Source organism: Streptomyces sp. Root1310, assembly GCF_001426425.1.
Lineage (GTDB): Bacteria > Actinomycetota > Actinomycetes > Streptomycetales > Streptomycetaceae > Streptomyces.
The window spans coordinates 119828-140509 of sequence record NZ_LMEQ01000012.1 but is presented as its reverse complement, the minus strand read 5'-3'; the positions used below and the strand labels follow the sequence as shown (position 1 = coordinate 140509).

Annotated in this window: 18 protein-coding genes; 3 read left to right on the top strand and 15 right to left on the bottom strand. The window is 68.7% G+C overall.

Features of this window, described 5'->3' with window-relative positions; all coding sequences use genetic code 11:
• Positions 1 to 91: 91 nt before the first annotated feature.
• From nuoN to ASD48_RS18705, 14 genes are read right to left on the bottom strand one after another with little or no spacing between them, the layout of a single operon-like run.
• A complete protein-coding gene (gene nuoN / locus ASD48_RS18770) occupies positions 92 to 1750 on the bottom strand; it encodes an NADH-quinone oxidoreductase subunit NuoN (RefSeq protein ID WP_057602807.1) in 1659 nt (552 codons plus the stop codon).
• Positions 1747 to 3342, bottom strand: a complete 1596-nt coding sequence (locus ASD48_RS18765; RefSeq protein WP_057602806.1) for an NADH-quinone oxidoreductase subunit M — start codon at positions 3340 to 3342, stop codon at positions 1747 to 1749. The genes nuoN and ASD48_RS18765 overlap by 4 nt, the downstream gene beginning before the upstream one ends.
• A gap of 5 nt (positions 3343 to 3347) precedes the next feature.
• Positions 3348 to 5261 carry an NADH-quinone oxidoreductase subunit L gene (gene nuoL, locus ASD48_RS18760; RefSeq protein WP_057602805.1) on the bottom strand — a complete coding sequence of 638 codons (1914 nt, stop codon included), beginning with the start codon at positions 5259 to 5261 and terminating at the stop codon, positions 3348 to 3350.
• A 15-nt stretch (positions 5262 to 5276) separates the two neighbouring features.
• The gene (nuoK, locus tag ASD48_RS18755) at positions 5277 to 5576 is read right to left on the bottom strand and encodes an NADH-quinone oxidoreductase subunit NuoK (protein WP_020130147.1); all 300 of its coding nucleotides are present in this window, start codon (positions 5574 to 5576) and stop codon (positions 5277 to 5279) included.
• The gene (locus ASD48_RS18750) at positions 5573 to 6415 is read right to left on the bottom strand and encodes an NADH-quinone oxidoreductase subunit J (protein WP_057602804.1); all 843 of its coding nucleotides are present in this window, start codon (positions 6413 to 6415) and stop codon (positions 5573 to 5575) included. The genes nuoK and ASD48_RS18750 overlap by 4 nt, the downstream gene beginning before the upstream one ends.
• Positions 6412 to 7062, bottom strand: coding sequence for an NADH-quinone oxidoreductase subunit NuoI (gene nuoI, locus ASD48_RS18745; protein WP_057602803.1), 651 nt, complete (start codon positions 7060 to 7062; stop codon positions 6412 to 6414). Before nuoI ends, ASD48_RS18750 begins: the two co-directional genes overlap by 4 nt.
• Positions 7055 to 8416 (bottom strand): NADH-quinone oxidoreductase subunit NuoH, encoded by a 1362-nt coding sequence (gene nuoH / locus ASD48_RS18740; protein WP_057602802.1) that lies wholly within the window; start codon positions 8414 to 8416, stop codon positions 7055 to 7057. The genes nuoI and nuoH overlap by 8 nt, the downstream gene beginning before the upstream one ends.
• On the bottom strand, positions 8413 to 10917 hold the full coding sequence (locus ASD48_RS18735; protein ID WP_057602801.1) for an NADH-quinone oxidoreductase subunit G: 2505 nt from the start codon (positions 10915 to 10917) through the stop codon (positions 8413 to 8415). Before ASD48_RS18735 ends, nuoH begins: the two co-directional genes overlap by 4 nt.
• Positions 10914 to 12266: an NADH-quinone oxidoreductase subunit NuoF gene (gene nuoF, locus ASD48_RS18730; RefSeq protein ID WP_199875867.1), complete on the bottom strand. Its 1353-nt coding sequence runs from the start codon at positions 12264 to 12266 to the stop codon at positions 10914 to 10916. The genes ASD48_RS18735 and nuoF overlap by 4 nt, the downstream gene beginning before the upstream one ends.
• Positions 12263 to 13135 (bottom strand): NADH-quinone oxidoreductase subunit NuoE, encoded by an 873-nt coding sequence (nuoE, locus tag ASD48_RS18725; protein ID WP_057602799.1) that lies wholly within the window; start codon positions 13133 to 13135, stop codon positions 12263 to 12265. Before nuoE ends, nuoF begins: the two co-directional genes overlap by 4 nt.
• Positions 13132 to 14454 (bottom strand): NADH-quinone oxidoreductase subunit D, encoded by a 1323-nt coding sequence (locus tag ASD48_RS18720; protein ID WP_057602798.1) that lies wholly within the window; start codon positions 14452 to 14454, stop codon positions 13132 to 13134. The genes nuoE and ASD48_RS18720 overlap by 4 nt, the downstream gene beginning before the upstream one ends.
• A complete protein-coding gene (locus ASD48_RS18715; protein WP_057602797.1) occupies positions 14451 to 15233 on the bottom strand; it encodes an NADH-quinone oxidoreductase subunit C in 783 nt (260 codons plus the stop codon). Before ASD48_RS18715 ends, ASD48_RS18720 begins: the two co-directional genes overlap by 4 nt.
• A complete protein-coding gene (locus ASD48_RS18710; RefSeq protein WP_057602796.1) occupies positions 15230 to 15784 on the bottom strand; it encodes an NADH-quinone oxidoreductase subunit B in 555 nt (184 codons plus the stop codon). The genes ASD48_RS18715 and ASD48_RS18710 overlap by 4 nt, the downstream gene beginning before the upstream one ends.
• Before the next feature lie 13 nt (positions 15785 to 15797).
• Entirely contained in the window at positions 15798 to 16157 is a 360-nt protein-coding gene (locus ASD48_RS18705) for an NADH-quinone oxidoreductase subunit A (protein WP_007383963.1), read from the bottom strand.
• Positions 16158 to 16894: 737 nt separating this feature from the next.
• On the opposite strand from ASD48_RS18705, the gene ASD48_RS18700 reads away from it, so the two are divergent.
• Entirely contained in the window at positions 16895 to 17695 is an 801-nt protein-coding gene (locus tag ASD48_RS18700) for a C40 family peptidase (RefSeq protein WP_057602795.1), read from the top strand.
• 614 nt (positions 17696 to 18309) lie between these two features.
• Here ASD48_RS18700 and ASD48_RS18695 read toward each other — a convergent pair.
• On the bottom strand, positions 18310 to 19596 hold the full coding sequence (locus ASD48_RS18695) for a geranylgeranyl reductase family protein (protein ID WP_057603517.1): 1287 nt from the start codon (positions 19594 to 19596) through the stop codon (positions 18310 to 18312).
• 106 nt (positions 19597 to 19702) lie between these two features.
• Here ASD48_RS18695 and ASD48_RS18690 point away from each other — a divergent pair, with 106 nt between their 5' ends.
• A complete protein-coding gene (locus tag ASD48_RS18690) occupies positions 19703 to 20209 on the top strand; it encodes a GNAT family N-acetyltransferase (protein ID WP_054238885.1) in 507 nt (168 codons plus the stop codon).
• Between the two features lie 118 nt (positions 20210 to 20327).
• On the top strand, positions 20328 to 20669 hold the full coding sequence (locus ASD48_RS18685) for a PASTA domain-containing protein (protein ID WP_057602794.1): 342 nt from the start codon (positions 20328 to 20330) through the stop codon (positions 20667 to 20669).
• Positions 20670 to 20682: the final 13 nt, after the last annotated feature.

Genomic DNA, 20682 nt, shown 5'->3' with positions numbered 1-20682 from the left:
CACCTGTACGACGTCGGCGGGCCCGGCCCCCATCTGGGGAACCGGGCCCGCCGTACAGGCTCACGCAGGTCGGCGACCTGCTGGGGGCAACTCAGCGAACGAACACTCCCGCCTGGTTCGCCAGGTCCAGGAAGTACTGCGGCGCCACGCCGAGCACCAGCGTGACCGCCACGCCGACCGCGATCGCCGTCATCGTCAGCGGTGACGGAACGGCGACGGTCGGGCCCTCGGGCCGCGGCTCGCTGAAGAACATCAGCACGATCACGCGGATGTAGAAGAACGCCGCGATCGCCGACGAGATCACACCGACCACGACCAGCGGAGCCGCGCCGCCCTCCGCCGCCGCCTTGAACACTGCGAACTTACCGGCGAACCCGGAGGTCAGCGGGATACCCGCGAAGGCGAGCAGGAACACCGCGAACACGGCCGCCACCAGCGGTGACCTGCGCCCGAGCCCGGCCCACTTGGACAGGTGGGTGGCCTCGCCACCGGCGTCGCGCACGAGGGTGACCACCGCGAACGCGCCGATCGTCACGAACGAGTACGCGGCCAGGTAGAAGAGAACCGACGAGACGCCGTCCGGAGTGGTCGCGATGACACCCGCGAGGATGAATCCGGCGTGCGCGATGGACGAGTACGCCAGCAGCCGCTTGATGTCGGTCTGCGTGATCGCGACGATCGCGCCGCCCAGCATGGTGACGATCGCGACGCCCCACATGACCGGTCGCCAGTCCCAGCGCAGGCCGGGCAGGACGACGTAGAGGAGGCGCAGCAGCGCGCCGAAGGCGGCCACCTTGGTCGCCGCGGCCATGAAGCCGGTGACCGGGGTCGGCGCGCCCTGGTAGACGTCGGGTGTCCACATGTGGAACGGCACCGCGCCCACCTTGAACAGCAGCCCCATGACGATCAACGCGGCGCCGACGAGGAGCAGCGCGTCGTTGCCCATGGTGTCGGCGAGTGCCGGGTTCACGTTCTGGACGGTGCCGTCGACGACCTGCGCGATCGTGCCGTACGACATCGAGCCCGCGTACCCGTACAGCAGTGCGATGCCGAACAGGGTGAACGCGGAGGCGAACGCGCCGAGGAGGAAGTACTTGACCGCGGCTTCCTGTGACATGAGCCGCTTGCGGCGGGCCAGTGCGCACAGGAGGTACAGCGGCAGCGAGAAGACCTCCAGGGCGACGAAGAGCGTCAGCAGGTCGTTGGCCGACGGGAAGACCAGCATGCCCGCGACCGCGAACAGCAGCAGCGGGAAGACCTCGGTCGTCGTGAACCCGGCCTTGACCGCGGCCTGTTCACTGTCACTGCCGGGCACGGAGGCCGCCTGGGCGGCGAAGGAGTCGACCCGGTTGCCGTGGACCTCGGGGTCGAGGCGTCGTTCGGCGAAGGTGAACAGGCCGACGAGGGCGGCCAGCAGGATCGTGCCCTGGAGGAAGAGGGCAGGTCCGTCGACCGCGATCGCGCCCATGGCGGCGATGCGCGCCTTCGTGGTGCCGTACCCGCCCTCCGCCAGCGCGACCACCGCGGCGAAGGCGGCGGCCAGCGCCACGACGGATACGAACAACTGTGCGTAATAGCGGTGCTTGCGCGGCACGAACGCCTCGACCAGCACTCCGATGACCGCCGCACCCAGGACGATCAAGGTGGGCGACAATTGCCCGTACTCGATCTTCGGTGTGTCGATCTTCGAGATCGGTTCGGCCGCGGTTGCCGCCGTTGTCCACAGGCTGTGGACGGCTGATGCGCTCACTTGGCCGCCTCCACCTCGGGCTGGGGGTCCTTCTTGTCTACGTCGGACAAGGTCTGCTTGACCGCCGGATTCACGATGTCCGTGACGGGCTTCGGGTAGACGCCCAGGAAGATCAACAGCACGATCAGCGGGGCGACGACCACGAGCTCACGCGCGCGCAGGTCGGGCATCGCCGAGACCTCCGGCTTCACCGGACCCGTCATCGTCCGCTGGTACAGGACGAGCGTGTAGAGCGCGGCGAGGACGATGCCGAAGGTGGCGACGATGCCGATCGCCGGGTAGCGCGCGAACGTGCCGACCAGCACCAGGAACTCGCTCACGAAGGGCGCGAGTCCCGGCAGCGAGAGCGTCGCCAGACCGCCGATCAGGAAGGTGCCGGCGAGCACCGGGGCGACCTTCTGCACCCCGCCGTAGTCGGCGATGAGCCGCGAGCCGCGCCGGGAGATCAGGAAGCCCGCGACCAGCATCAGGGCGGCCGTCGAGATGCCGTGGTTGACCATGTAGAGCGTCGCGCCGGACTGACCCTGGCTGGTCATGGCGAAGATGCCCAGGATGATGAACCCGAAGTGCGAGATCGACGCGTACGCCACCAGCCGCTTGATGTCCCGCTGGCCCACCGCGAGCAGCGCCCCGTAGATGATGCTGATCACCGCGAGGACGAGGATGGCGGGCGTCGCCCACTTGCTCGCCTCCGGGAACAGCTGGAGGCAGAACCGGAGCATCGCGAAGGTGCCCACCTTGTCGACGACCGCCGTGATGAGCACGGCGACCGGGGTGGTCGCCTCACCCATGGCGTTGGGCAGCCAGGTGTGCAGCGGCCACAGGGGCGCCTTCACGGCGAAGGCGAAGAAGAAGCCCAGGAACAGCCAGCGTTCGGTGTTCGTCGCCATGTCGAGCGTTCCGTTGGCGCGGGCCTCGGCGATCTCCGTGAGCGAGAAGTTCCCGGCCACCACGTAGAGGCCGATCACCGCGGCCAGCATGATCAGACCGCCGACCAGGTTGTACAGGAGGAACTTCACGGCCGCGTACGACCGTTGCGTGGACGCCACCTCCTCGCCGTGCTCGTGGGCACGGTCCCCGAAGCCGCCGATGAGGAAGTACATCGGGATCAGCATGGCTTCGAAGAAGATGTAGAAGAGGAAGACGTCGGTCGCCTCGAAGGAGATGATCACCATCGCCTCGACGGCGAGGATCAGGGCGAAGAAGCCCTGTGTCGGCCGCCAGCGCCCCGCAGCGAAGCTGCTGAGAGATGCGTCGCCCGTCTCCAGCGGGTCGGCGTCGTGCCAGCCCGCGAGAATGATGAACGGGATCAGCAGCGCGGTCAGCGCGACGAGCGCGACCCCGATGCCGTCGACGCCCAGCTCGTACCTGACCCCGAAGTCCTTGATCCAGGAGTGGGATTCGGTGAGCTGGTAGCGGCCGCCGTCCGGGTCGAAGCGGACCAGGACGACGATCGCCAGGGCGAGTGTCGCCAGAGAGAACACCAGGGCCAGCGATTTGGCGGCGTTGCGCCGGGCGGCCGGGACGGCCGCCGTGAGGACCGCCCCGATCGCCGGGAGCGCGGCCGTCGCTGTCAGCAGAGGAAAGGACATCGGTATCAGACCGCCCTCATCAGCAGGGTCGCGGCGATGAGGACCGCCGCACCGCCGAACATCGAGACCGCGTACGACCGTGCGAAGCCGTTCTGCAGCCGGCGCAGGCGCCCGGAGAGGCCGCCGACCGAAGCCGCCGTGCCGTTGACGACTCCGTCGACCAGGGTGTGGTCGACGTAGACCAGGGAGCGCGTGAGGTGCTCGCCCCCGCGGACCAGGACGACGTGGTTGAAGTCGTCCTGGTAGAGATCCCGCCGGGCGGCCCGGGTGAGCAGCGACCCGCGCGGGGCGACGACCGGGACCGGGCGGCGGCCGTACTGGGCGTAGGCGATCGCCACGCCGATGACGAGCACCACCATGGTGGCGAGGGTGACCGTCAGGGCGCTGACCGGGGAGTCGCCGTGGCTGTGGCCCGTGACAGGCTCCAGCCAGTGCAGGAAGCGGTCACCGATGCTGAAGAACCCGCCGGCGAAGACCGATCCGAAGGCCAGCACGATCATCGGGATCGTCATGGACCTCGGGGACTCGTGCGGGTGCGGCTCGTGGCCGTCCGCGTCGGGCTGCCAGCGCTTCTCACCGAAGAACGTCATCAGCATCACGCGCGTCATGTAGTACGCGGTGATGGCCGCGCCGAGCAGGGCGCAACCGCCGAGGATCCAGCCCTCGGTGCCGCCCTTGGCGAACGCCGCCTCGATGATCTTGTCCTTGGAGAAAAAGCCCGACAGACCCGGGAAGCCGATGATCGCGAGGTAGCCGAGTCCGAAGGTGACGAAGGTGATCGGCATGTACGTGCGCAGACCGCCGTACTTGCGCATGTCGACCTCGTCGTTCATGCCGTGCATGACCGAGCCCGCGCCGAGGAACAGCCCGGCCTTGAAGAAGCCGTGCGTCACCAGGTGCATGATCGCGAACACATAGCCGATGGGGCCGAGGCCCGCGGCCAGCACCATGTAGCCGATCTGCGACATGGTCGAGCCGGCCAGCGCCTTCTTGATGTCGTCCTTCGCGCAACCGACGATCGCACCGAAGAGCAGGGTGACGGCACCGACGACGGTGACGACGAGCTGTGCGTCGGGTGCGCCGTTGAAGATGGCCGCCGAGCGGACGATCAGGTACACGCCCGCCGTCACCATCGTCGCCGCGTGGATGAGGGCCGAGACCGGGGTCGGGCCCTCCATCGCGTCCCCGAGCCAGGACTGGAGCGGCACCTGGGCGGACTTGCCGCAGGCGGCCAGCAGCAGCATCAGGGCGATGGCGGTCAGCTTGCCCTCGCTCGCGTCACCCGCGATGCCGGGCTCGCCCTCCACCCCCAGCAGCGGGCCGAAGGCGAACGTCCCGAAGGTGGTGAACATCAGCATGATGGCGATCGACAGGCCGATGTCGCCGACGCGGTTGACCAGGAAGGCCTTCTTCGCGGCCGTGGCGGCACTGGGCTTGTGCTGCCAGAAGCCGATGAGCAGGTAGGACGCGAGCCCCACACCCTCCCAGCCGACGTACAGCAGCAGGTAGTTGTCGGCGAGGACGAGCAGCAGCATCGCCGCCAGGAACAGGTTCAGGTAGCCGAAGAAGCGGCGGCGCCGCTCGTCGTGCTCCATGTACCCGACCGAGTACAGGTGGATCAGCGAGCCGACGCCCGTGATCAGCAGCACGAACGTCATCGACAGCTGGTCGAGGCGGAACGCGACGTCCGCCTGGAAGCCCTCGACCGGGATCCAGCTGAACAGGTGCTGCGTCAGCGTCCGGTCCTCGGCGTCCCTGCTCAGCAGGTCGCTGAAGAGGATGACGCCGAACACGAAGGAGACGGACGACAGGAGCGTGCCGATCCAGTGGCCGACGGCGTCGAGCCGGCGGCCGCCGACCAGCAGGACCGCCGCTCCGAGCAGGGGCGCCGCAATCAGCAGCGCAATCAGGTTCTCCACTATTCTTCCGACCCCTTACAGCTTCATCAGGCTGGCGTCGTCGACCGAGGCCGAGTGGCGGGAACGGAACAGCGACACGATGATCGCGAGTCCGACCACGACCTCCGCGGCGGCGACGACCATCGTGAAGAAGGCGATGATCTGGCCGTCGAGATTGCCGTGCATCCGGGAGAAGGTGACGAACGCGAGGTTGCAGGCGTTGAGCATCAGCTCGATACACATGAAGACGACGATCGCGTTGCGCCTGATCAGCACACCCGTCGCACCGATCGTGAACAACAGGGCCGCGAGATAGAGGTAGTTGACGGGGTTCACTTCGACGCCTCCTCGGTCCGCTTCAGGTGTGGCGGCTCGATCGCGGCCCGCTCCAGGCGCTCCTCGGCGCGCTGCTCCAGGGCCTTGAGGTCGTTCAGCGCCTCGGTGGACACGTCCCGGATCTGACCGCGGTCCCGCAGCGTCTTGCTGACCGTGAGCTCCGACGGGGTGCCGTCGGGCAGCAGGCCCTGGACGTCCACGCCGTTGTGCCGCGCGTACACACCGGGCGCGGGCAGCGGCGGTACGTTCTTGCCCTCACGGACACGCGCTTCGGCCAGCTCCCGCTGGGTCTTGGCCCGCTCGGTGCGCTCGCGGTGGGTGAGCACCATCGCGCCGACCGTGGCCGTGATGAGCAGGGCGCCGGTGATCTCGAAGGCGAAGACGTACTTGGTGAAGATGAGGGCGGCGAGGCCCTCGACGTTGCCGTTCGCGTTCGCCTCGGCGAGGCCGTTGAACTCCGTCAGGGTGGCGTTGCCGATGCCGGCGATCAGCAGGATGCCGAAGCCGAGGCCGCTGACGAGGGCCAGCCAGCGCTGGCCCTTGATGGTCTCCTTCAGCGAGTCCGCCGCGGTGACGCCGACGAGCATCACCACGAACAGGAACAGCATCATGATCGCGCCGGTGTAGACGACGATCTGCACGATGCCGAGGAAGTAGGCGCCGTTGGCGAGGTAGAACACCGCCAGGACGATCATGGTGCCGGCCAGGCAGAGCGCGCTGTGCACGGCCTTCTTCATGAAGACGGTGCACAGGGCGCCGATCACCGCGACGGTGCCGAGCACCCAGAACTGGAAGGCCTCGCCGGTCGAGGTGGAGTAGGCGGCGAGTTGCGCGCTCATCGGCCGACCACCTCCTGCGACGTCGGCTCGTCCGTGCCGGACGTGGCGGCGGCCTCCTGCGGGGCCTCGCCCTTGGAGACGGCAGGCTGCTGTTCCGTGCCGGGCGCCGCCTCCGTCACCAGACCCCGGTAGTAGTCCTGCTCGTCCGTACCGGGGTAGATCGCGTGGGGCGAGTCGACCATGCCCTCTTCGAGGCCGGCGAGCAGTTGTTCCTTGGTGTAGATCAGGTTGGCGCGGCTGGAGTCGGCGAGCTCGAACTCGTTGGTCATCGTCAACGCGCGCGTGGGGCATGCCTCGATGCACAGACCGCACAGGATGCAGCGGGCGTAGTTGATCTGATAGACCCGGCCGTACCGCTCGCCCGGCGAGTAACGCTCCTCGTCGGTGTTGTCCGCGCCCTCTACATAGATGGCGTCGGCAGGGCAGGCCCAGGCGCACAGCTCGCAGCCGACGCACTTCTCCAGGCCGTCCGGATGGCGGTTGAGCTGGTGCCGTCCGTGGAACCGGGGAGCTGTGGTCTTCTGCTCCTCCGGGTACTGCTCGGTCAGCCGCTTCTTGAACATGGCCTTGAAGGTCACGGCGAAGCCGGCCACGGGGTTCTGGAAGCCAGGCTTCGTCTGCCCGGCCTCCTTGGGCTCCTCAGCCATCGGACGTCTCCTTTCCATCCAGCGATCCGTCACTCACAGTGTCCACTCCGCCACTGACAATGAGCTCTCGCTCCTGGTGCGGGCGGCGTCGGGGCACCGGCGGCAACTCCTGTCCCGGCAGTGGCGGTACGGGGAATCCGCCCGCCATCGGGTCGAAGTCGGCAGGCTCGGCGGGGACCTGTGCTTCCTTGCCCGCGTTGCGGAACATGTCCGCGATGAAGGACAGCAGCAACAGGACCAGGACGCCGCCGCAGACGTAGAGAGCGATCTCGGCGAAGTCGTAGTTCTCGTTGCGCAGGGTCCGTACGGTCGCGACGAGCATCAGCCACGTCACCGAGACGGGAATCAGGACCTTCCAGCCGAGCTTCATCAGCTGGTCGTAACGGACACGGGGAAGCGTGCCGCGCAGCCAGATGAAGAAGAACAACAGCAGCTGCACCTTGACGACGAACCAGAGCATCGGCCACCAGCCGTGGTTCGCGCCCTCCCAGAAGGTGCTGATCGGCCAGGGAGCCCGCCAGCCGCCGAGGAAGAGCGTGGTCGCCACCGCCGAGACCGTCACCATGTTCACGTACTCGGCGAGCATGAACAGCGCGAACTTGATCGACGAGTACTCGGTGTTGAAGCCGCCGACCAGGTCGCCCTCGGACTCCGGCATGTCGAAGGGGGCGCGGTTGGTCTCGCCGATCATCGTGACGATGTAGAGGATGAAGGAGACCGGCAGCAGCAGGATGTACCAGCGGTCCTGCTGCTGTTCGACGATCGTCGACGTCGACATGGACCCCGAGTAGAGGAACACCGAGGCGAACGCGGCGCCCATCGCGATCTCGTAGGAGATCATCTGCGCACAGGACCGCAGTCCGCCCAGCAGCGGATAGGTGGAGCCGGAGCTCCAGCCCGCCAGGACGATGCCGTAGATGCCGATCGAGGCGACCGCGAGGATGTAGAGCATCGCGATCGGCAGGTCGGTCAGCTGCATCGTGGTGCGCTGGCCGAAGATCGAGACCTCGTTGTCGGCCGGGCCGAAGGGGATCACCGCGATCGCCATGAAGGCCGGGATGGCCGCGATGATCGGCGCGAGGACGTACACCACCGTGTCCGCGCGCTTGACGATGAGGTCTTCCTTCAGCATCAGCTTGACGCCGTCGGCGAGGGACTGGAGCATCCCCCAGGGTCCGTGCCGGTTGGGGCCCACGCGGAGCTGCATCCAGGCGACGACCTTGCGCTCCCAGACGATGGAGAACAGCACCGTCACCATCAGGAAGGCGAAGCAGAAGACGGCCTTGACGACGACCAGCCACCAGGGGTCGTGGCCGAACATCGAGAGGTCTTCAGCGGCGAGGTACGGGCTCATGCCTCCACCTCCTCGGGGGCGTCGGCGACGAGCGTCGCCGGGCCGATGCGGACAAGGGCGCCGGGCGTCGCCCCGGAGTCGGAGGCGACGCCTCCACCCGTGGAGTTCAGCGGAAGCCAGACCACCCGATCGGGCATCTGTGTGATCAGCAGCGGAAGTTCGACCGACCCCGCGGGCCCGGTCACGGCGAGGATGTCGCCGTCCTTCACGCCCACTTCGGCGGCCGTGGCGGGCGACACGCGCGCGCGTGCGGCGTGCCGCGTCCCGGCGAGCGCCTCGTCCCCCTGCTGGAGGACGCCCTGGTCGAGGAGCAGACGGTGTCCGGCGAGGACGGCCTCCCCCGCGGCGGGGCGCGGCAGCTGGGCGGCGGTCTCCAGGGACTCGGAGGCCCGAGGCCCGTCCCAGGCACCGAGCCGGTCGAGTTCCGCGCGCGCGGTGCGCAGGTCCGGCAGGCCGAGGTGAACGTCCATGGCGTCGGCGAGCATCTGGAGCACGCGCGCGTCGGCGGGCGCCGGGCGGCGTGTCATCTGGTCGGGCTTCAGTGCCGCCTCGAAGAAACGGACCCGGCCTTCCCAGTTGAGGAAGGTGCCGGCCTTCTCGGCGACCGCGGCCACCGGGAGGACGACGTCGGCGTGCTCGGTGACCTCGCCGGGCCGCAGCTCCAGCGACACGACGAAGCCGGCCTCGGCCAGCGCCGCACGCGCGCGTGCCGGGTCGGGCAGATCCGCGACCTCGACTCCCGCGACGAGCAGCGCCTGGAGTTCGCCGGACGCGGCGGCCTCGACGATCTGCCCGGTGTCCCGGCCGTAGCGGTGCGGAAGTTCGGCCAGTCCCCAGGCCGCCGCGACCTCCTCGCGCGCGCGGGGGTCGGTGGCCGGACGGCCGCCCGGCAGCAGCGACGGCAGGGCACCCACCTCGATCGCGCCGCGCTCGCCCGCCCGGCGTGGGATCCACACCAGTCGGGCGCCGGTCGCCGCGGCGGTCCGCACGGCGGCGGTGAGACCGCCTGCCACGCCGGCCAGTCGCTCGCCGACGACGATCACCGCGCCTTCGGCCCGCAGCGCCTCGGCGGCCTTGGCGCCCGCGTCCTCCAGGCCGACGCCGCCCGCGAGCGCGTCCAGCCATTCGGTCTCGGTGCCGGGGGCGGCCGACAGCAGCGTGCCGCCCGCCTTCTCCAGGCCCCGGGTGACGTGTGTGGCCAGCGAGAAGACCCGCTGTCCGTGCTTGCGCCAGGCCTTGCGCAACCTCAGGAAGACGCCGGGCGCCTCCTCCTCCGACTCGAACCCGACCAGCAGGACGGCGGGCGCCTTCTCCAGGGAGGTGTACGTGACGCCCGTACCGTCGAGGTCACGGCCGCGGCCGGCGATGTGGGCGGCCAGGAAGTCGGCCTCCTCGCTGCTGTGCACGCGCGCACGGAAGTCGATGTCGTTGGTGTCGAGCGCCACGCGCGTGAACTTGCTGTACGCGTAGGCGTCCTCGATGGTGAGGCGGCCGCCGGTCAGGACGCCGGTCCTGCCGCGCGACGCCAGCAGGCCCTGGGCCGCGATCTGCAACGCCTCCGGCCAGGAAGCCGGTACGAGGTTCCCCTCGGCGTCGCGCACCAGAGGTGTTTCGAGCCGGTCCCGCTGCTGGGGGTACCGGAACGCGAACCGCCCCTTGTCGCAGATCCACTCCTCGTTGACCTCGGGGTCGTTGGCGGCCAGGCGCCGCATGACCTTGCCGCGCCGGTGGTCGGTGCGCGTGGCGCAGCCGCCGGAGCAGTGTTCGCAGACCGACGGCGAGGAGACCAGGTCGAAGGGCCGGGAGCGGAATCGGTACGCCGCCGAGGTCAGCGCGCCGACCGGGCAGATCTGGATGGTGTTTCCGGAGAAGTACGACTCGAAGGGGTCGCCCTCGCCGGTACCCACCTGCTGGAGCGCGCCCCGCTCGATCAGCTCGATCATCGGGTCGCCCGCCACCTGGTTGGAGAACCTGGTGCAGCGGGCGCACAGCACGCACCGCTCACGGTCGAGCAGCACCTGCGTGGAGATCGGCAGGGGCTTCTCGTACGTCCGTTTCCTGCCCTCGAAGCGGGACTCGGCCTGGCCGTGCGACACGGCCTGGTTCTGCAGGGGGCACTCGCCGCCCTTGTCGCAGACCGGGCAGTCCAGCGGGTGGTTGATGAGGAGCAGCTCCATCACACCGTGCTGCGCCTTCTCGGCCACCGGCGAGCTGAGCTGGGTCTTCACCACCATGCCGTCCGTGCACGTGATCGTGCAGGACGCCATCGGCTTGCGCTGGCCCTCGACCTCGACGATGCACTGCCGGCACGCGCCGACCGGATCGAGGAGGGGATGGTCGCAGAAGCGCGGGATCTCGATGCCGAGCTGCTCGGCGGCCCGGATGACCAGGGTGCCCTTGGGCACGCTGATCTCGGCGCCGTCGATCGTCAGCGTCACGAGATCTTCCCGCGGGACCGCAGCCTCGCCGCCTCCGGAGGGAGCGCTGGTGGTCACCGTCATGCGTTCACCTCCGTGTGCTTGTCGGCCCAGAGCGTCGACTTGGCCGGGTCGAAGGGGCAGCCGCGGCCCGTGATGTGCTGCTCGTACTCCTCGCGGAAGTACTTGAGCGAGGAGAAGATCGGCGAGGCGGCGCCGTCGCCGAGGGCGCAGAAGGACTTGCCGTTGATGTTGTCGGCGATGTCGTTGAGCTTGTCGAGGTCGGAGAGGACTCCCTTGCCGGCCTCGATGTCCCGCAGCAACTGCACGAGCCAGTACGTTCCTTCACGGCACGGGGTGCACTTGCCGCAGGACTCGTGGGCGTAGAACTCGGTCCAGCGGGTGACGGCCCGCACGACGCAGGTCGTCTCGTCGAAACACTGCAGAGCTTTGGTGCCGAGCATGGAACCCGCGGCACCCACTCCTTCGTAGTCAAGAGGGACGTCGAGGTGCTCCTCGGTGAACATCGGCGTCGAGGAGCCGCCCGGTGTCCAGAACTTGAGCCGGTGCCCGGGTCGCATGCCGCCGCTCATCTCGAGGAGCTGGCGGAGGGTGATGCCGAGCGGGGCCTCGTACTGGCCGGGGCCGGCGACATGGCCGCTGAGCGAGTAGAGCGTGAAGCCCGGGGACTTCTCGCTTCCCATCGACCTGAACCATTCTTTGCCGTTTTGCAGAATCGCGGGAACTGACGCGATCGATTCGACGTTATTCACCACAGTCGGGCACGCATAGAGGCCCGCGACAGCAGGGAAAGGAGGGCGCAGCCGCGGTTGACCACGGCGGCCTTCGAGCGAGTCGAGCAGCGCGGTCTCCTCACCGCAGATGTACGCGCCGGCGCCGGCGTGCACGGTGAGTTCGAGGTCGAGTCCGCTGCCCAGGATGTTCTCGCCGAGGTAGCCCGCCGCGTAGGCCTCGCGCACGGCTTCGTGCAACCGCCGCAGAACGGGAACGACTTCACCCCGCAGATAGATGAAGGCATGAGACGACCTGATGGCATAACACGCGATCACAATGCCCTCGATGAGGCTGTGCGGGTTCGCGAAGAGGAGCGGGATGTCCTTGCAGGTCCCGGGTTCCGATTCGTCGGCGTTGACAACTAGATAGTGCGGCTTTCCATCACCCTGCGGAATGAACTGCCATTTCATTCCGGTCGGGAATCCCGCGCCGCCCCGCCCTCGCAGACCGGAGTCCTTGACGTACGCGATCAGGTCGTCCGGCGACATGGCGAGCGCCTTGCGGAGGCCCTCGTACCCCTCGTGCCTTCGGTAGACGTCCAGACTCCAGGACCGGTCCTCGTCCCAGAAGGCCGACAGCACGGGTGCGAGCAGCTTCTCCGGGCTGCTGCCTTTCAACTCGGGTGCCAAGGTCATCACTCCCCCTCCTCGGCGGTAGGCCCTGCCGGGTGAGCCGGGTCGGAGGCCGACGTGTCCTGTGGCGCGTCGTGCGAACTCCGGTGCTCCGCGGGCGACGGCTCGTGCACCGCCCGGTCCTGCGGTTCGTCGTGCGGCCCGCCGTCCCGCGGGTGGACCACGCGCGCGGGTGCGGTCTCTCCCTTTGCCAGGCGAAGACCCACCAGCGACGCCGGTCCCGCGCTGCCGCTCGCCTCGACGGCCCCGTCCCGCTCGTCGGGGAAGCCCGCCAGAATCCGGGCGGTCTCCTTGAAGGTGCACAGCGGCGCACCACGCGTCGGCGAGACAGTGTGACCGATCCGCAGGTCGTCCACCAGGCGCTTCGCGCTCTGCACGGTCTGGTTGTCGAAGAACTCCCAGTTGACCATCACGACCGGCGCGAAGTCACAGGCCGCGTTGCACTCGATGTGCTCCAGGGTGATCTTGCCGTCGTCGGTGGTCTCGCCGTTGCCGATGCCCAGGTGCTCCTGGAGCTGTTCGAAGATCGCGTCGCCGCCCATCACCGCGCACAGCGTGTTGGTGCACACGCCGACCTGGTAGTCGCCGCTGGGGCGGCGGCGGTACATGGTGTAGAAGGTGGCGACCGCGGTGACCTCGGCCGTGGTCAGCTTCAGCACGTCCGCGCAGAACTGCATCCCGGTGCGCGTGACGTGGCCCTCCTCCGACTGCACGAGATGCAGCAACGGCAGGAGCGCGGACCGGGAGTCGGGATAGCGGGCGATGATCTCGCGCGCATCCGCCTCCAGCCGGGCCCGGACGTCGTCCGGGTAGGCGGGCGCGGGCAGTTCGGGCATACCCAGGCTGACGCCCCGCTCGGAAGAAGAGGTGGTCACCGGTCGACGCCTCCCATAACGGGGTCGATGGAGGCGACGGCGACGATGACGTCGGCGACCTGGCCGCCCTCGCACATCGCTGCCATGGCCTGAAGGTTGGTGAAGGACGGGTCCCGGAAGTGGACCCGGTAAGGGCGGGTGCCTCCGTCGGAGACGGCGTGCACCCCGAGTTCGCCCTTGGGTGACTCGACAGCCGCGTACGCCTGTCCCGGCGGGACGCGGAAGCCCTCGGTCACCAGCTTGAAGTGGTGGATCAGGGCCTCCATGGAGGTGCCCATGATCTTCTTGATGTGGTCCAGGGAGTTGCCCAGACCGTCGGGGCCCAGAGCGAGCTGCGCGGGCCAGGCGATCTTCCGGTCGGCGACCATGACGGGGCCGGGCTGCAGCCGGTCCAGGCACTGCTCGACGATCCGGAGCGACTGGCGCATCTCCTCCAGGCGGATCAGGAAGCGGCCGTAGGAGTCGCAGGAGTCCGCGGTCGGGACATCGAAGTCGTACGTCTCGTAGTCGCAGTACGGCTGCGCCTTGCGCAGGTCGTGCGGGAGGCCGGTGGACCGCAGGATCGGGCCGGTGGCGCCGAGGGCCATGCAGCCGGCCAGGTCGAGATACCCGACGTTCTGCATGCGGGCCTTGAAGATGGGGTTCCCGGTGGCGAGCTTGTCGTACTCGGGGAGGTTCTTCTTCATCTTCTTCACGAACTCGCGGATCTGGTCCACCGCGCCGGGCGGCAGGTCCTGGGCGAGTCCGCCGGGGCGGATGTACGCGTGGTTCATCCGCAGGCCCGTGATGAGCTCGTAGATGTCGAGAATCATTTCACGATCACGGAATCCGTAGATCATGATCGTGGTGGCACCGAGTTCCATACCGCCGGTGGCGATGCACACCAGGTGGGAGGACAACCGGTTCAGCTCCATCAGGAGCACCCGGATGATCTTGGCTCGCTCGGTGATCTGGTCCTCGATACCGAGGAGCTTCTCGACGGCGAGACAGTAGGCGGTCTCGTTGAAGAAGGACGTCAGGTAGTCCATGCGCGTCACGAACGTGGTGCCCTGCGTCCACGTGCGGTATTCGAGGTTCTTCTCGATGCCGGTGTGGAGGTAGCCGATGCCGCAGCGGGCCTCGGTGACCGTCTCGCCCTCGATCTCCAGGATCAGGCGGAGCACCCCGTGAGTGGAGGGGTGCTGGGGACCCATGTTGACGATGATGCGCTCGTCGTCGGCGCGGGTCGCGGACTGGACGACCTCGTCCCAGTCGCCACCGGTGACCGTATATACAGTGCCCTCGGTGGTCTCACGGGCGGATGCTGACTGCGTGCTCATGAGTACGACCTCCGCTGGTCCGGAGCCGGGATCTGGGCGCCCTTGTACTCGACGGGGATGCCGCCGAGGGGGTAGTCCTTGCGCTGCGGGTGGCCCTGCCAGTCGTCCGGCATCATGATCCGCGTCAGGGCCGGGTGACCGTCGAAGACGATCCCGAAGAAGTCGTAGGTCTCGCGCTCGTGCCAGTCGTTCGTGGGATACACGGAGACCAGGGACGGGATGTGCGGGTCGCCGTCCGGGGCGCTGACCTCCAGGCGGATCAACCGGTTGTGGGTGATCGAGCGCAGGTGGTAGACGGCGTGCAGCTCACGCCCCTTGTCGTTCGGGTAGTGCACGGCGCTGACGCCGGTACAGAGCTCGAAGCGCAGGGCCGGGTCGTCCCGCAGGGTGCGGGCCACTCGGAGCAGGTGCTCGCGCTCGATGTGGAAGGTGAGCTCGTCGCGGTCGACGACCGTCTTCCCGATCGCGTTGCCGGGGAGCAGGCCCTGCTCCTCCAGCGCGCCCTCGAGTTCGTCGGCGACCTCGTCGAACCAGCCGCCGTAGGGCCGGCTCGCCGCTCCCGGGAGCCGGACGGAGCGGACCAGGCCGCCGTATCCGGAGGTGTCGCCGCCGTTGTTGGCGCCGAACATGCCGCGCTGGACGCGGACCTCCTCGCCGCCCTCGCCGCGCTGCCCCGGGAGATTGGAGGCGGAGAGATCCTTCTCGGGGTTCACCCCGTTCGACCCGTTCACCCCGTTCGAGGGGCCGTTCGCGCCGTGGGTGCCGTTTGCGTCGCTCACCGCAGCAGCCCCTTCATCTCGATCATGGGCAGGGCCTTGAGCGCCGCTTCCTCCGCCTCGCGGGCCGCCTCCTCGGCGTTCACGCCGAGCTTGCTGTTCTGGATCTTGTGGTGGAGCTTGAGGATCGCGTCCATCAGCATCTCGGGGCGCGGCGGGCAGCCCGGGAGGTAGATGTCGACGGGCACGATGTGATCGACGCCCTGGACGATCGCGTAGTTGTTGAACATGCCGCCGGAGGAGGCGCACACGCCCATGGAGATGACCCACTTGGGGTTCGGCATCTGGTCGTAGACCTGCCGGAGCACCGGCGCCATCTTCTGGCTCACCCGGCCGGCGACGATCATCAGGTCCGCCTGCCGGGGCGAACCCCGGAAGACCTCCATGCCGAAGCGCGCCAGGTCGTAGCGGCCGGCGCCGGTGGTCATCATCTCGATGGCACAGCAGGCGAGGCCGAACGTGGCGGGGAAGACGGACGCCTTGCGCACCCAGCCCGCGGCCTGCTCGACGGTGGTCAGCAGGAATCCGCTCGGCAGCTTTTCTTCGAGTCCCATGGCTAAAGGCCCCTCAGTCCCATTCCAGGCCGCCGCGCCGCCATACGTACGCGTACGCGACGAAGACGGTGAGCACGAAGAGCAACATCTCCACGAGCCCGAAAACACCCAGGGCGTCGAAGGTGACGGCCCAGGGGTAGAGGAAGACGATCTCGATGTCGAAGACGATGAAGAGCATCGCCGTCAGGTAGTACTTGATGGGGAAGCGCCCGCCGCCGGCCGGCGTGGGGGTCGGCTCGATACCGCACTCGTAGGCCTCGAGCTTGGCGCGGTTGTACCGCTTCGGCCCGATCAGCGTGGCCATGACCACGGAGAAGATCGCAAAGCCTGCCCCGAGGGCTCCCAGTACGAGGATGGGCGCATACGCGTTCACCGCTCCTCGCTCCTCTCAGTCGGCACTGACTGCTGGCGATGACGTCGGACTCTGCGGCCCCAGCACCCGAACCCCGCCCGTCCCGGCGAAGATCGCGAACATGTGAAGCAGGTCACAAGCCCAACTGCTCCGCATCTTATGCCCGCCGCTCTGTGATCTGCGACACGGGGTATTACACAAGCTTTGTGATCTCCACCACCTGACGAAGGATCATGAAGTCATATCGACAGTGATCTTCATACGTGAAGCGTCAGAGTGATCACAAGAAGTAACATTTGCGCTCGTCACCGCCGGAATCGGGGATCGTCTCCATATCAAGAGGCTTCCCTTGCATGCAAATTGGTGATGGACGCGGAGCCCTGATAGTGGCGTGCGTTCACACATCAGAGGGAGGCGGGGCACGGGTGTGGACGTGTGTACGCGTTCACAAACGGAGGTGGACGTGCCGGACGCGCGAGACGCGGCCCCTCCGGTAACCGTTCCGTGACCTCCGCCACATCCGTGAGGGGCGCTTAAGAACCGGGCTTGGCCAACGGTCTCAACCGGTGGTAGGTGACGGGCAATCCGGGCGTAACGACGAAAGTCCATGATCACAGGCTTGATCACCTGCGTCCGCAATGTCCGTTACGGCGTCAATAAAGAACCCGGGGCAGGGAATTTGAGGCACCCGTTGAACAACTGTGGCGCAGCACACGTTTCTTGAAGGTATGGAGGAGCCCCTGATACCGGTTGTACCCATGTCCCACACCGCTCACATACGCAGCCACCGGAAACCCCGCCGCAGCGCGTCGACGATCGCGATGCGGGCCGGAGTCGCCAGTGGTGTCCTCGGCACGCTGGCCGTCGCCACAGCAGCTGGCTCGGCCAACGCCGCCGAGCCGGTGACGCAGACGCTCGAACTGCCCGTCCTCACGGGCGACCTGGCGGCCCAGGTCGCGCAGTCCGCTCAGGCCACGCAGCAGGCCGCGGCGAACTACCAGCTTCAGGCAGAGCGCGACGCGGCCGCCACCGCCGCCGCCAAGGAGGCCAAGAAGGACCTCGCCCACGCCAAGGCGGTGGCGAAGAAGAAGGCCGAGGCCGCCCGCAAGGCCGCCGCCGAGCGCGCCACGCGCGCCGCCGAGCGGACCACGCTCAGCACGACGTCGAGCAGCAGCTCCGACAGCACGAGCAGCTCCACGGCGACGGGTTCGGCCGCGGCCGTCATCGCCTTCGTGAAGGCACAGATCGGCGACGCCTACGTCTCCGGCGGTACCGGCCCGAACTCCTGGGACTGCTCGGGTCTCATGCAGACCGCCTTCAAGCAGGTCGGCGTCGACCTGCCGCGCGTTTCGCAGGACCAGTCGACCTTCGGCACCCAGGTGTCGCTGGACAACCTGCTGCCGGGCGACATCCTCTACTGGGGCAGCGCGGGCAGCGCGTACCACGTGGCGGTGTACGTCGGCGACGGCATGTTCGTCGGCGCGCAGAACCCGTCCACCGGTGTGGCCGAGAAGCCGATGTCGTACGACCCGCCGACCGGCGCGGTGCGGGTGCTCTGACACTCCCGGTGCCCTGGGGGCACCTCATGCACGCAAGGGCCGCAGCCGCTCGGGGGCAGCGGCCCTTCGGGCACGGCCGCGCGGCCGACGCGCGGCCGACGCGCGGCCGACGGCCGATACACGAGCGGCTCCGAGCGCGGCGGCCGCTCTCCCGGCGCCCGCGGGCTCAGTGCGCCGCGGCCGCTATCCCCGCGCGTGGCGGCTCAGCGGCCGCCTCCAGGACACGCGTAGAGGCCTTCAGTCGCCTCCTGGCGCCTCCAAGTGCCCCAGGACGCCTGGGGGCACCACCCCCGTTCCGGGACCGCGCACAGGCGTGCCGGCGGTCTCGCGGGCACGCCTGCCAACCTTCGCGCCACCACACCGTCGGCATCCCCGTCGGCATCCCCGGTCGGCGTGACCGCCGCCGTTCCCGCCGTCGTCGGGCCCCGGGTGGCGCCACATCAAGCGCGATGTCCCGACATGTCGGACACTCCGTCAATCCCGGTGCCAGCACGGCGCGGCCCGCCCCCACCTGCCCGCGCCCATGTCCTTGCCGGCCGGTGGGGGCGGGCCGGCGGGAAGGGGGCTTCGCGCCGGGCCGCCGGTGTTCCGCTTCCGGAGGGGCCCCGCCGTGGTCAGGCCTTCGGGGCCACCTTGCTCAGGCCGTTGATGATGCGGTCCATCGCGTCGCCGCCCGTGGGGTCCGTCAGGTTGGCGAGCATCTTCAGGGTGAACTTCATCAGCAGCGGGTGGGTCAGACCGCGCTGGGTCGCGATCTTCATGACCTTCGGGTTGCCGATGAGCTTCACGAAGGCGCGGCCCAGCGAGTAGTAGCCGCCGTAGGTGTCCGCGAGGACCTGCGGGTAGCGCTGCAGGGCCAGTTCGCGCTGGGCGGGGGTGGCGCGGGCGTGCGCCTGCACGATGACCTCGGCGACGATCTGACCGGACTCCATGGCGTAGGCGATGCCCTCACCGTTGAAGGGGTTCACCAGGCCGCCGGCGTCGCCGACCAGCAGCAGGCCCTTGGTGTAGTGGGGCTTGCGGTTGAAGGCCATGGGGAGGGCGGCGCCGCGGATCGGGCCGGTCATGTTTTCGGGGGTGTAACCCCAGTCCTCCGGCATGGACGCGCACCAGGCCTTGAGCACCTCGCGCCAGTCGAGCTCCTTGAAGGAGTTGGAGGTGTTCAGCACACCCAGGCCGACGTTCGAGGTCCCGTCGCCCATGCCGAAGATCCAGCCGTAGCCGGGCAGCAGACGGTCCTCACCCGGGCCCCGGCGGTCCCACAGCTCCAGCCAGGACTCCAGATAGTCGTCCTCGTGGCGCGGGGAGGTGAAGTAGGTGCGGACCGCGACGCCCATCGGGCGGTCCTCGCGGCGGTGCAGGCCCATCGCCAGCGAGAGGCGGCTGGAGTTGCCGTCGGCGGCCACCACGAGCGGGGCGCGGAAGGTGACTTCCCGCTTCTCCTCGCCCAGCTTGGCGTGCACGCCGATGATGTGACCGGTGCGGTCGTCGACGATCGGGGCGCCGACGTTGCAGCGCTCGTAGAGGCGGGCGCCCGCCTTCTGGGCCTGGCGGGCGAGCTGCTCGTCGAAGTCGTCGCGCTTGCGGACGAGTCCGTAGTCGGGGAAGGAGGCGAGATCCGGCCAGTCCAGCTGGAGGCGGACGCCGCCGCCGATGATGCGCAGGCCCTTGTTGCGCAGCCAGCCGGCCTCCTCGGAGATGTCGATGCCCATGGCCACGAGCTGCTTGGTGGCGCGCGGGGTGAGGCCGTCGCCGCACACCTTCTCGCGCGGGAACTCGGTCTTCTCCAGGAGGAGTACGTCGAGTCCGGCCTTGGCGAGGTAGTACGCGGTCGTGGAGCCGCTCGGCCCCGCGCCGACGACGATCACATCGGCGGTACTTTCGGAGAGGAGCTCGTTCACGGCGGTCACGGCGGGATCTCCCCAAGTTCGGAATCTTCGTGCCGACCGGCACTGGACATGGGCAGTCTATTCAGCAGAATTGATCACCCGGCTGAAGGGCTGCCCCGTGAACCGAGCTCTCCCCGTAGTACGGCTGCGTGTCCCCACGGACGAGGACGCGGTCACCTGGCACCGGGTCTTCGACGACCCGGACGTGATGGAGTTCCACGGCGGCAGGTCCGCGGAGCTGTCCGCCTACGAGGAGCTCACCGCCCGCCAGCGCCGACACGACGCCGAGCACGGCTTCTGTCTCTGGACGATGCTGGACCGGGACGACCGGGTCATCGGGTTCACGGGCGCCCAGCCGTGGCCGCAGGAGTGGGGCCCCAAGGGCGAGATCGAGATCGGGTGGCGGCTCGGCCGGGAGCACTGGGGCCAGGGGTATGTGACAGCGGCCGCGCAGATGACGCTGGAGCGGGTGCGGGCGGCCGGGGTGCCGGGCGTGGTGGCCATGGTCGACGCACGCAACGCGAGGTCCATCGCGGTCACGGAGCGGCTGGGCATGCGGCTCGCGGAGGTCTTCACGACGCCGGAGCCGAAACGGGAGGGGCGCTGCTACCGCCTCGCGTGGTGATCGCCGCCACCCGAACCGCTAGTCACTCTCCGTAGTCGTTGGCTACAGAAAGACACGCGGCCCTTCCGGACGACACCCCCGTGCGGTTACCCTTCCAGTACCGCTGGGGGTGACATTTGTGCTCATACCACCCAAGACACCCGACGTCCGCGTGCCGAGACTCGTCGGCCTGATGGCCGTGGACGCGCGCGAGGCGGCCGCGGCACAAGGCGTGCTGCTGGCCGCACCGGACCGGCCCGAGTTCCACCGCGCGGTCGTGGACTACGTCGTGCGGCAGTACCCGCCACCCGGTGTCGAGGTGCCGCGCGGCGCCGTCGTCACCGTGTGGTTCGAGTTCGGCGAAGGAGAGGGCGGCGGAGGCGCGGGCGTGCGCGAGCCTCGGGTGCCCAGACCGGGCGGCGGCGGGCTGCAGCGCGAGCTGGACCGGTCCGGACATCCCTTCGAGGCGATCACCGGGTAGCGGCGGCGCGGCC

Bases quoted from the DNA above. Each gene is read 5' to 3' on its own strand.
- ASD48_RS18765 (WP_057602806.1), bottom strand. From the start codon at position 3,342: ATGTCCTTTCCTCTGCTGACAGCGACGGCCGCGCTCCCGGCGATCGGG.
- ASD48_RS18750 (WP_057602804.1), bottom strand. From the start codon at position 6,415: ATGAGCGCGCAACTCGCCGCCTACTCCACCTCGACCGGCGAGGCCTTC.
- nuoI (WP_057602803.1), bottom strand. From the start codon at position 7,062: ATGGCTGAGGAGCCCAAGGAGGCCGGGCAGACGAAGCCTGGCTTCCAG.
- nuoH (WP_057602802.1), bottom strand. From the start codon at position 8,416: ATGAGCCCGTACCTCGCCGCTGAAGACCTCTCGATGTTCGGCCACGAC.
- ASD48_RS18735 (WP_057602801.1), bottom strand. From the start codon at position 10,917: ATGACGGTGACCACCAGCGCTCCCTCCGGAGGCGGCGAGGCTGCGGTC.
- ASD48_RS18720 (WP_057602798.1), bottom strand. From the start codon at position 14,454: ATGAGCACGCAGTCAGCATCCGCCCGTGAGACCACCGAGGGCACTGTA.
- ASD48_RS18710 (WP_057602796.1), bottom strand. From the start codon at position 15,784: ATGGGACTCGAAGAAAAGCTGCCGAGCGGATTCCTGCTGACCACCGTC.
- ASD48_RS18700 (WP_057602795.1), top strand. From the start codon at position 16,895: ATGTCCCACACCGCTCACATACGCAGCCACCGGAAACCCCGCCGCAGC.